Consider the following 11,421-nt stretch of genomic DNA (forward strand, 5'->3'; position numbering starts at 1 on the left):
AATCATCGATCAGTACTGGCAGTGGGGCTGGGACCCACTGCGCTAACAAAACTTATTCAACTTCAGGACGATCAGAACGTAACCAAGTATAAGTCAGACCGAACAAGAGCGATGGTGCGGTTTTACGTTTGACCAAAGAACTGTTTTCGTTGGCAGCACCGACCACGCTATCAATCCGCACACCACCAAATACGCGGAAATTATTGCTGTAACTATGAGAAATAAATCCTGATAAGCGCCAAGCGATTAAGCCTTGTTTTGCTTGATAAGCGGCGCGGTCAGGAAGCACTTGATCTGGTCGTACCTGGTAAAAAGTTTCCGCCATCTGACGATTACCAAACACAGCAGACAATCCTGTACTGTAGCGCCAGCCGCCAAAGGCGCGACGTTCGAATTCAATCTCTGGCTCCATCGTATAGCCGCGATGTTTGAATTGATTACTCATATCGAAGACCGCCCGCAATGGCAGTTCAAAACGCCAACGGCCATTTGCCTCAGGATCGCTGATATTCCATTTCAGGCGTGGTCCAAATTCGATCAGATTGCCCAGTCTTTCCATGCCACGACGCGCAGTGACTTTATCCGAGCTAGAGCCGAGTGCACCGGAAAAGCCAACATCAAATTCAAACTGCGGCGTTTTGACCGCGCGATAACCCGTGTTGCCACGGTCGACTCGGAAGTGTTCACCGCGATAGAGAAAGTAGGGTGCCGCTAGTATCCGATTGACATACGTATCCGAGCCAGGATACGACTGCTGACTTAAAGCAAATGCCGACGCGCCAAACTCCCAAAGCGGCAATGGCTCCTTGTCTTTTACCAAGATTGGTTTACTAGCGGGCGTGTCTGGTGAAGCCGACGCGCCTACAAGCTCTTGGGCTTGAATGGAAGTGGAGCACAGATTACTAAGCGCGATGCCAAGCAATAATGTGGCGGATGGGAGGAATTTTTTTGGCATGGATATTATTGGCAAGATGGGGAACAAGGATGAACGAATCCGTAGTGTATCGCAGCTTTAACGAAATTGTGCCATGGAAAAACTGACGCGTTCAATCAAGTGATTAGGCTCGAGGTATTGTTGGGGAGGATGGGTGCTACATATCGAGTCAGATTGACCCATAATGCCTAAAGAGTCGACAGCAAAGAGTGCGCCTGCGAGACAGTTGCTGGCTTGTCGCGCAGGCGCACTTCATACTGGCTTCATTTATTGCACAAGGAATTTCACGGTATCTTGCCCGCAGCTAGATACCACCAATAGGGTGTGCCAACCTGCTGGCAATTTTTGCGCGAATTGCACGCTAGCGACGTCATAAAACGAGCCGTTTCCAATCAGAGTTCCATCGAGATACCACTTCACTGAATACATACCACCGCTGCAGGTAGTCGTAAAATTAGAGTGGAAGTAGTTTTTTACAGTGGAGTTGTGAATGGGGTAGGCAATATTCACAGGTGCATTTGCTGCACTGGCGATACCACCAACAGACAACGACGCTAACATTGAAATCGATACAATAAATTTTTTCATGGTATTCACTTTCGATAGAGGACACAAACATCATTATCAACATTGACGTCAGCACCATGCTGATAATGCACCTGACATGTCGGCTTTTCTATTGGAGATGCTTGTACAGAAAAGGCCTTATGTCGGGTTAAATAGTATCATTAAGTAAATTAACTTAGTTTATTATTTTTAATTATATCTGGCTAATCATAAGGACTTTTTCCGACTTGGTTTTATTAAGGTCGTCAGCCTAGTTTGAGAAAAAGGAACATGCCATGTTCGGCTAGAATCGTCATGCGAGTAAGCTGGCTGCTAAGTAAATTCATTCGGCGGCAATGCTGACATCATGGCAAACAAGCTAAATTCTCGACTGTTGCGCCATTGTCAAACATACGGTGTGCCTACAGCGGTTTGGATGTTTCATCCAGCCGCATCAAAAATTGCATCCGTCACGAAATGCATCCGTCACTGTCACAAACCCCAATGGAAAATCTCGGTTCACTCTGGTTTGGTTGATCCCGAATTCGTAGGCAAGACAAACTCGGTAAAGCTCACGTCGCACGCACCAACGCTAGAAAATTGCCACCGATGCTGGAAGCGGCTGTAAAAGTCGGCGTGAAATCGATAAGTGTTGAGGCGATAGAGTTGTTGCAGAAATAGATGTGTGACTTGTGGATAGTAATGTGTGCACCTTGAGTCAAGAATGGACTTGCCCCTTGCGAAATAGTCGTTCGTTTAAAATGATGTCGCAGCTTACACCCGTAAGCTCGCTCTAAAACCTCGCGCGGCGTAATGGGATGATGCTCCATTGTGATACACGAATACTTGATCGTAGCGGCGGTCACAAAAGAGCGCACCGCCAAGCTCACGAATACTATCTGGGGTGCGTATCCAACTAGACGTTTTTTTGTCAAATTCACCGAGCTGCTGCAAGGAGCGGTATTGCTCTTCACTGAGTAGTTCAACACCCATCATGGCCGCCATATCCATGGCGGAATCGGCAGGGGCGTGTTCTTTACGTGACTCTAGCGCGGCGCGGTCATAACACACACTACGACGTCCGGCAGGACTCTCTGCAGAGAAGTCACAAAAAATATAGTCTCCCGTGGTCGAGTCAATACCCAGCACGTCTGGCTCCCCACCACTATCTTCCATTGCCTGTAAAGAGCGCAGTTTATCAGGCTGTGCTGTCAACTTTAGTTGCAACTCCGCCCATGCTAAATTGGGATGACGTGACTTGTTTTTTTCAAAGCGGGTCTGCAAAATTTGTAAAAGTTGGCTATCAGATGTTGTACGCATACACGGATTGTTTTTCGTTGTCGACACTTGAGGTTTTTGATCTATTTGTGCGGAGATCATAGTCAGGCTGTTGAGCATAAACTGTTGGTAGAATTTTTGCCAGACCAAAGTCGAGAGTGGAGAGATCTTTGGTGAAAGTGTCGCGCTGCTATTTTGATTATTCCATAGCTCGCTGCCAAAGTGGATCCCGCACAGGTTCAGAAATCATTGTTTGGGATTACTTAGAACCATGTTAGCGCACACCCGATTTGGCCGTGTTGTCGTAGCATGTTTTGGCATGTTCAAGCGGGAACGAACGGCCAAACAGCGATAGCCTTTGCTCAGTCGCAGTGGCTACCGAATCTGCTTTTGCTATAAATGGATCGGATCTTGGCACTTTTAATTTCGCATAATCTGATTCACGCTACCGACCAGCTATCTCCTCATGCAATTAGCTTCACCCCATGGCTACGCTTTTTGCCAACTTGTGAGTTGGACTTCGCTAATCTTGGATTGGAAGCCTTACCAAGTGTTGCAGTCTGCGTATGACTTAATTTAAATACGGCGACGGTTTCTGCTAACAGGGACGCTTCATCGCGCATTGATGCCGCCGCGGCCGCGGCCTCTTCTACCAATGCGGCATTTTGCTGTGTGACTTGATCCATTTGGTCGATCGCAAAATTGACTTGCTCGATGCCAGTGCTTTGCTCCTGACTCGCCGCCATGATCTCGGCCATGATGTCGGTAACCCGCTTGACGCTGCTCACGATTTCATTCATGGTACTGCCCGCTTCGGCGACCAACTTGCTACCTGCATCGACTTTTTCTACCGAGTCACCAATCAGAGTTTTAATTTCCTTGGCTGCGGCAGCAGAGCGTTGCGCCAAATTGCGCACTTCACTGGCAACTACCGAAAAACCGCGACCTTGTTCGCCAGCACGTGCCGCTTCGACCGCGGCATTCAATGCAAGAATATTGGTTTGAAAAGCGATACCGTCGATGACAGCAATGATATCGACAATCTTCTTCGCGGAATCATTGATCGAACTCATGGTATTGACCACTTGTGAGACCACCGCGCCGCCTTTAATCGCCACACCTGAGGCTGTCATTGCTAGTTGATTCGCCTGTTTGGCGTTGTCGGCATTTTGTTTCACTGTCGAGGTTAATTCCGACATGGAAGTCGCTGTATTTTCGAGTGAGGTTGCTTGTTGCTCTGTACGAACAGATAAATCTTGATTTCCTGATGCAATTTCTGTCGAGCCTGTTGAGATCGTCTCGGTTGTGCTGCGCACACGACCAACGATACTCACCAAACTATCGCGCATTTCTTTCATGGCTGATAAAACACTGGTCTGATCACGTGCATCAACTTCGATGTCAATGCTGAGATCACCAGCGGCGATACTGCGAGCAATCGCGCTAGCTTCTTTAGGCTCACCACCGAGCGCTCTTGAAATATTACGCGCAATTAAAGTGGCAATCACCGCACCCAAAACAAGTGCCGCGAAACAGGTAATCAACATTAAAGTTTGAAATCCGCTGGCAGTGGCGCGGGCAATTGTTGATTCTTGGCGATTCAGATTTTCTTCAAAATCAATCAGCTTGTTGATGCGACCTAGCCACTCCACAAAAGCTGGGCGGGCTTCGTTAAGCATTACTTGTTTGGCCTGATCTGCATCACCAGCGCGGCGTAGCTCAATCACTTTCTTAATGATTGGCAGTGTTCGTGCTTCAATTTCTTTAATGCTCTCTAAAATTTTCTTTTCTTCGCTAGTGATGTCTTTTCCCTCATTAAACATTTTATCTAATGGGGCAGCCGATTTTTCGTAATCGGCAGTTAAGCTCGTAATGGTCGCGAGCACCGGTGAGAGTTCAGCATCACTTGGCACCAAAATCACATCACGCAGCGCAATCGCTCTGTCGTGGACACTCCCACGAAAATTAATCGCATAGCGTTGCTTTACGCTATTCACGTCACCGATGGTCGTTAAACCGGTTGAGATTGAATTGACCTGCCAGATCCCGATCGTGGTGAGAATCGCCATCATGGATAAGACCAAAGCAAATCCCAATCCTATACGAGCCTTGAGCGTGAGATCACTAAATAGATTGGTGTTCATATAGCCTCTAAATTATTAAATTCTTTTTGTGGTAAATGCTTGATGGGCATAACAGAGTCGATTCTCTGAGATGTTCTGGAGGTGATATCAAAAAAACTGACCTCAAGTACAAGCTTGAAAATAACAATTAAGACTGACTATGTATGTTTTGCAGCGCACCCAATGACAGAAACTTCCGTCATGAAGTTGCGGTACGGCAATGTAACACCATTACCAAAGCTGCGCTTGCGGTGGTCAATTGTGTGCGTTTTTGGTATGCGAAGAGCGCTAAGCGGCCGAGCTTGGGTCTATGGAAATGATTTCAAAGTTGCTTGGCGTACGTAGCGAGAACATCACGCACGCGGTAGGTGCAAAAAGACGGATGGATCGCCGCCAAGCGTGGCGATATTCAAGCGTTAGACAGACCCGCCATGGAAGCGCGCGTTTGTCGTTGCATTAAGGTGGTTAGAAAAGATTATGAACCTTTGCTGCAACATGTGACTGATGCGGAGGCGGTGCAGTAGTCGTATTAGTTCGTAGTGATAATTGGGGATAAATCTTGTGAATATTTTGATGACTACCGAAAAATTGTAGAGTGGCTTGTGTTTGAATACGCCACGTTTGAATTTGACCCTACGCTTTGTTATTTCTTACATTTTTTAGGGTAAATGAAAATGGTCTTGGTTCATTCGCTGCATCGACTTAGTGGCGCACTTAAGACTATGCGTCCAGCCCAAACACGCGCAGCTCTTGTTGACAGCGACAAGCCTTTGCGATGCGCGCAGCCCAAGCGATAGCTTCATCATGTGTCGCTAGTTCCAATACAGTAAAACCACCATTCAAAGTAGGCGCCCAAGTATAGCCGCCTGAAGTGACGGTGCCGTCGGCAGCAACCAAAAATGGCAGAACGTCTTCGTCAATGCCACCAGCAAAGACATACACGCCAGCTGCTTTCGCTTCTTCGATGACAGCGTGCGCGTCACGACCAACTTCTGCTAATTTGTGATCTGGTACTTGCATTGCTGCGCTGGGAAATGAGATTAGGTATTTGGGCATGGGGCTGTTCTTTGAATTGAGGGTGGTTGTAGTTTTGGTTGGCGTTGGCGTAGCTAAGGATAGTGATGATAGGCGCGTGCTTCAGATTGCGAGTTTGAGACTACCTCAAAACCTGCATGTTTCTCAAACCATTTGTTAAATTTTACACTGTAGATTGATCCATGAAATTGCGTTGCCAAAGAAACGAAGATGTTCTGATTCTTTGACGGCCTTTACTATGGATGACCATCCACTACTGCAAACGCTATTCACACCACGAGCCGTCGTTGAACCAATCCAATCGTAGAAAGTAACAACTACCACATCGTTGCAAACATTAGACGGGTCTTCATAATCCTCAGTTCCAAAACGAATCGAGCTATACACAATACAAAGATCACAAAGTACCGTCTTATCGTATAAAAACGAGCATGCTCTATCGATATTTTCTGTCCTTAATGGTTTGTTCCAACGACTAGATTTAGTCTCTAATTTACAAAGTCAGTATGTCTGATTCTCATAGCTTGCAAACCTCTTTTTTTTGAATGTCGACTGGACGATAAGATCGAGACATTCTTTATTTTTCCAGTCTGCGGTCTGAGTTGGCAGAAAATGTCGTAAGAACAGATTTGAATAAATCGTATTGCTCAATTGGCTTCATAAAAGGCAACAATACTCTTATGAAATAATCTATAATTAAATATTAAAAATGGGCGTTAAGAACGAAATTCAGTCCCTTAGTAATTACCTTTTCCAACGAACAAAATTTCCCATATGACTTCAATTGCATCGAACCACATCCCAGCGACCTCAGAAATTAAACTTAGGGTAATTGAAGATACTTTGTATGTTTTTCAAATTTCCGACTTTCCATTTTCTGATGCAGATGTTGGACAAACTTTAAAATTTGTAAAATTTACAGGCATGTCTGCGAGAGGTAACTTTTACTTGCGTGGCGTTGAGATAAAGACGAACCAAGAAATTTCTGCAGCTGACATCGCTGGTGGCGCGTTGACGTACATGCCAATGAAAAACGCCGTTGGCGAAGATTATTCTCATTTCATGTTTGCGGTCAGTGATGGGATCGAATATTCAGCTCCAAAATCCGGCGGTTTCTACATTAGTCCAGTGGAAGACCCGCCAACTTTACATACAAGTACGGGGTATCTCATTGATTCATTTGGAAATGATCAGAGGTATGTGATTGACTCACATCAGTTGAGTGATGGAAGTATTCGTCTTAGTACGGTAAAACATGGATACGAGGGTGGAGATTATGGTTATTACACCTTACAAATAGATTCCTTGCAAAATGACAATATGGCGGAATGGAGAAGTCACATTGATTTAGCATATAAATTCGAAAACTCGAGAATTTCGTCAACATTGCCTCTGCCAGATGGGAAATTTCTGGTGACAAGCAGTATTTACGATAGCCAGACGAAAAAATCTCAATTCTTTGTGAATCGCTTCGATAGTCATGGTGAATTAGATAAAAGCTTTAATCAGTCTGGGACTTTGAGTAATCTATTGGCATACCGGGTTTTGGATACCGAGGTCATTTTGCAGGCTGACGGAAAATATCTGGTGTACACCAAGGGTGTGTCGGAAAATGCTAGCCAGCGAGTGATGTTGACACTTGATCGCTACAATCCCGATGGCAGTATCGATAGAGAATTCAATCGATTGGGTACATCGGCGTCTTTCAATGTGAAAAGCGAGCAAGAGAAAGTAGTCTCAATTCAAACCGATGGAAAAATATTACTGTTGGGTCAGAATTACGCAAGTAGGGATATCGTGATGATGCGTCTGAATGCGGATGGCAGCTTGGATCAACAATTTGGAATCAATGCATCCGTGAATCTGCAAATCGAGCAAACTGGTAGTGTCCCCTTGAGTATGGCTGTTCAACAAGATGGTAAGATTTTGTTGCTTTGGTCAAGGCGTTCAGAGCAAGGTCAGAATGAAATTAATCTTGCCAGATTTAATGTGAATGGAAGTCTCGATACGAATTTTAATGGTACTGGTAAGCTAAGCCTGCTTAACGATGATTTAGGTTTCTTCATTAATGAAGTAAAGAATTTGATTGTCACTGAGGATCAAAAAATACTTATCTCAGGCAGAGGTCAAAAGTCGTTGGGTTCCAACGAGGCATATACAGATCAAATTTTTGTTATTCGTTTAGTCAATGATGGTCGTTTGGATAACAGTTTCGATGTGGATGGCGTTTTGGCGTTGTCAGTTGAGGCGGCGGGAGAAAGTCCTCTGAATGTTTTCCTCGATCGGACAGGGAAAATTATTGTTACTGGTACCTCGTATGTTTCAGATAAATTTAGCCTGATCGCTAGATATAACAACGATGGAAGCATAGATCACAATTTTGCGCGACCAACACTTTATTCTGAAAATACATCTAACGGTGTTTTTTTAGACCGCAATATCTGGATTAATGACCCAGAAATTCATGGTCGTAGTTGGAGTCAGTCAAAACTGCAAATTAGTAGAACGGGAGAAGCAAACCCGGATGATCTATTTTATTTTCCTGCAAATTTCAAGTTTGATGGCAACTCGTATTATTCATATGGTGGGAAGATTTATAGCAATGACGCCGCTATCGCCAGTTATACGAACGATGATGGCGTGTTGAAAGTCAGTTTTGAGGGAGGTAATTTTTACAATGACATATTGGCAGTCATGCGCAATGTGACATATAGCAATAGCAGATCGGGAGATCAAAGGCTGATCACCCTAGACTGGCGTTTTGATGAAGGCGTTTCAGGAGTCACAAGTATTGGTACTGCGCAGACCGAGGTCATGGTTTCGACCTTAAGCAATTCTATTCCTACCGCTTCCAATATTCACGGGGACTTAAATCCCTCAAGCAATCATATTTTTACGATCGATGAATTTCAATTTCGAGATAAAGATGTTGGCGATGGTTTCAAAGGAATTGTTGTTCTAAGTTTGCCCGCACACAAAGGTCTATTTCTCAATAATGTGGAAGTAAAAGAGAATCAATTTATTTCTAATGCCGATATAGAAAATGGGCTTTTGCGTTTTCGTTCGCTTGATGTATCCAATGGGATGTTTAAGTTTAGTGTGAGCGATGGAAAGAGCAAATCGATTCCCTACGATTGGACTGCCAATGTTTTTGAAACAGTCGTAGTCGCACCAGAAAAATTCTCGATCAGGGGAAGTTTTACGCAAGGTGAAATTCTCACAGCGGTGATTCATACAGGTGATGTTGGAGATCCAAATTCGGTGAAATATCAATGGAGAATTGATGGTTTTGCAAACTCGCAATTGGACAAAGCGACGCTAACCCCAGATAGTTTTGATGTCGGTAAAAAAGTCGAATTGACTGTGCAGTATCAAGATTTGAATGGGAATTTGAAAATTTACAGAGCGTTTGGTGGTGAGCCCATTAAGGCCGGGAATGATGCTCCTTCCGGTTACCCCATCCTGAGTGGGCGCGGTTTTGTTGGTGAAACGCTTACATTCGTAGGGGGAGTCTCTGATGGCGATGGTATAGAGCGTATTAACGGTATTGAAAATTTTCAATTTCAATGGAAGTCCAACGGCATTGCGATACAGGGGGCGACCTCACCTAATCTTTTGTTAGATACGTCGCTGTTAGGAAAACTCGTTACCGTAGATATCAGCTACCGTGACTTAAAAGGCAAGTCGGAGATGATCTCCGGTGGTAAGCCTTCTCCAATTAATGATCTCACGGTCTTCTTATCCGGTGATCGTACAAAGATTGCAAACCCTGGAGACAATAAATTTATTGGAAGTAGTGGTATCGATACAGTCGTGTTCAATGAGCCATTGAAGAACTTTCTAGTGTTAAAGGGCAATGGCGAATATTATTTGATGAAACCGAATGGCGTGAATGAACTGCAAGTATTACGTGATATTGAGCATGTGCAATTTCAAGATTTCTCGATGAATCTACAAGTGACCTCTAAGGCCAGAGCAATGGCCACAGCAGATGTCAATAAATTGATTGAACTGTATATCGCTTTTTTTAACCGCATTCCTGACGCAGATGGGCTTTCTTATTGGATGGATCAGTTTAATGCTGGACAAAGTATTGACCAGATCGCCCAGTCATTTTATAACGCAGGTATCCACTATTCTGAATTAACCGGATTTTCTAAGACGATGACGAACGAAGATTTTGTCAATGTCGTCTATAAAAATACTTTGGGTCGACAGAGTGGTGCAGATGCGGAGGGCTTAGCATATTGGTCAAGCCAGCTACAAACTGGCAAAGCTACCTATGGCTCCTTGGTGTCCGAAATACTGACTTCCGCGCATTCTTTCAAAGGCAAAGAGACTTGGGGTTGGGTTGCAGATCTATTGGACAATAAGATTTTTGCAGCATCGACAATAGCGGTTGGTTGGGGCATTAGTTTTAACAGCCCCGAAGAGTCAATTAAGAAAGGTATGGAAATTGTCGCTGCGATTACACCGACAAATAGTTGGGATGCCATCAAACTAGTTGGCCTTAGTACAGACGCCATTTATTTGTAGGTTGGATATGCATTCAGGACGGCTGAGTTGCGACACGGTTTAGCTTTAGATCGTCGAATCTATAGTTATGGATTGTTGTAAGTTTTATAAAAAATGGTCTCAAGTTAAGCTGTAAAAATCAGCTTGTCTCAAGCTTTTGGTAGGCTATTTTTTTGATTTTTTGCTTTCAGTATACAAAACCTACATGTCGATTTAGTTGTAAATGAAAAAACTTACCCCAAACCCTAGTTGCTTTTGATGATTTAGGTTTCATGATTTCGTCATCGTTATCGCCGTAAAGCCAATGCGCCGTTTCTTTGGCGTTTCTTGTACAGCCATCAAGGCGCGGATTGCTTCGAATATTCGTTTGAATTGCACGCGTGCGTTGTGTTTGAAATTGTCGTGTTTGACTTCGATTAAATCCGCTTTGCTTTCTAGTTCAACTAATCGCAGTGCTATTTCCTTCTTCGACACGATTACTTCGTGCAAACGCACAAAGGCGCGCATGATTTCGATATTGACCGCAATTGCCTGAGGACTGTTTAAGACCGAGGAAAGCATCGCTTCGCCTTGTTCAGTAAAAGCATACGGCGCATAACGTCGGACACCCCATCCAGTCTTTGAGGTCACAATTTGTGACCTCAAAGCTTCCCATTCATTGTCTTTCAGTTGAAACATAAAAACCGTTGTGAAGCGGTTTAGATTTCGTTTGACGGCTTGTAGTAAAACTTTGGTCGGTACGCCGTGCAGTTCGGCTAAATCTGTATCAAGCAAAACACGATGTGTGCGCAATAAAATAAAACGTTGGGGAATTCTGATAAGCGGTGTTGGTGCGGGTGTCATGTATTTCCAAAAGATGCCGACTCTAGTCAAAAGAAGCTAGAACATGTCTAGTTTGGATTGTTGTTCTAAGAGTCGAAGTTAGCATTAATTTTTAAAAAAATATTATTTAAAATTAATTGTTGAGTTTGGAAGATCGATTAATACAAA

General features: G+C 44.1%; 8 protein-coding genes. 2 read left to right on the forward strand and 6 right to left on the reverse strand.

The window, feature by feature from the left end; translation table 11 throughout:
* Nucleotides 1–52: 52 nt before the first annotated feature.
* From H8K52_RS04890 to H8K52_RS04905, 4 genes are all read right to left on the reverse strand, one after another.
* A complete protein-coding gene (locus H8K52_RS04890) occupies nucleotides 53–955 on the reverse strand; it encodes a MipA/OmpV family protein (protein WP_186921778.1) in 903 nt (300 codons plus the stop codon).
* 246 nt (nucleotides 956–1,201) lie between these two features.
* On the reverse strand, nucleotides 1,202–1,522 hold the full coding sequence (locus H8K52_RS04895) for a hypothetical protein (RefSeq protein ID WP_186921779.1): 321 nt from the start codon (nucleotides 1,520–1,522) through the stop codon (nucleotides 1,202–1,204).
* 732 nt (nucleotides 1,523–2,254) lie between these two features.
* A complete protein-coding gene (locus H8K52_RS04900) occupies nucleotides 2,255–2,800 on the reverse strand; it encodes a DUF4256 domain-containing protein (protein WP_186921780.1) in 546 nt (181 codons plus the stop codon).
* Nucleotides 2,801–3,222: 422 nt separating this feature from the next.
* Nucleotides 3,223–4,902 carry a methyl-accepting chemotaxis protein gene (locus H8K52_RS04905; protein ID WP_186921781.1) on the reverse strand — a complete coding sequence of 560 codons (1,680 nt, stop codon included), beginning with the start codon at nucleotides 4,900–4,902 and terminating at the stop codon, nucleotides 3,223–3,225.
* Nucleotides 4,903–5,249: 347 nt separating this feature from the next.
* Here H8K52_RS04905 and H8K52_RS04910 point away from each other — a divergent pair, with 347 nt between their 5' ends.
* On the forward strand, nucleotides 5,250–5,405 hold the full coding sequence (locus H8K52_RS04910) for a hypothetical protein (protein WP_186921782.1): 156 nt from the start codon (nucleotides 5,250–5,252) through the stop codon (nucleotides 5,403–5,405).
* A 196-nt stretch (nucleotides 5,406–5,601) separates the two neighbouring features.
* Here H8K52_RS04910 and H8K52_RS04915 read toward each other — a convergent pair whose 3' ends face one another.
* Nucleotides 5,602–5,937: a YciI family protein gene (locus tag H8K52_RS04915; RefSeq protein WP_186921783.1), complete on the reverse strand. Its 336-nt coding sequence runs from the start codon at nucleotides 5,935–5,937 to the stop codon at nucleotides 5,602–5,604.
* 753 nt (nucleotides 5,938–6,690) lie between these two features.
* Here H8K52_RS04915 and H8K52_RS04920 point away from each other — a divergent pair.
* Entirely contained in the window at nucleotides 6,691–10,452 is a 3,762-nt protein-coding gene (locus tag H8K52_RS04920) for a DUF4214 domain-containing protein (protein ID WP_186921784.1), read from the forward strand.
* Nucleotides 10,453–10,701: 249 nt separating this feature from the next.
* Here the strand turns inward: H8K52_RS04920 and H8K52_RS04925 are convergent, their stop codons facing one another.
* Entirely contained in the window at nucleotides 10,702–11,274 is a 573-nt protein-coding gene (locus tag H8K52_RS04925; RefSeq protein ID WP_186921785.1) for an ORF6N domain-containing protein, read from the reverse strand.
* Nucleotides 11,275–11,421 lie beyond the last annotated feature (147 nt).

The organism is Affinundibacterium seohonense, from assembly GCF_014284305.1.
GTDB classification, from domain to species: domain Bacteria; phylum Pseudomonadota; class Gammaproteobacteria; order Burkholderiales; family Burkholderiaceae_D; genus Undibacterium; species Undibacterium seohonense.

Excerpts from the sequence above, each read along its gene's own strand:
- H8K52_RS04900 (WP_186921780.1), bottom strand. The coding sequence starts at position 2,800 with ATGCGTACAACATCTGATAGCCAACTTTTACAAATTTTGCAGACCCGC.
- H8K52_RS04920 (WP_186921784.1), top strand. The coding sequence starts at position 6,691 with ATGACTTCAATTGCATCGAACCACATCCCAGCGACCTCAGAAATTAAA.
- H8K52_RS04915 (WP_186921783.1), bottom strand. The coding sequence starts at position 5,937 with ATGCCCAAATACCTAATCTCATTTCCCAGCGCAGCAATGCAAGTACCA.
- H8K52_RS04925 (WP_186921785.1), bottom strand. The coding sequence starts at position 11,274 with ATGACACCCGCACCAACACCGCTTATCAGAATTCCCCAACGTTTTATT.
- H8K52_RS04890 (WP_186921778.1), bottom strand. The coding sequence starts at position 955 with ATGCCAAAAAAATTCCTCCCATCCGCCACATTATTGCTTGGCATCGCG.
- H8K52_RS04905 (WP_186921781.1), bottom strand. The coding sequence starts at position 4,902 with ATGAACACCAATCTATTTAGTGATCTCACGCTCAAGGCTCGTATAGGA.
- H8K52_RS04895 (WP_186921779.1), bottom strand. The coding sequence starts at position 1,522 with ATGAAAAAATTTATTGTATCGATTTCAATGTTAGCGTCGTTGTCTGTT.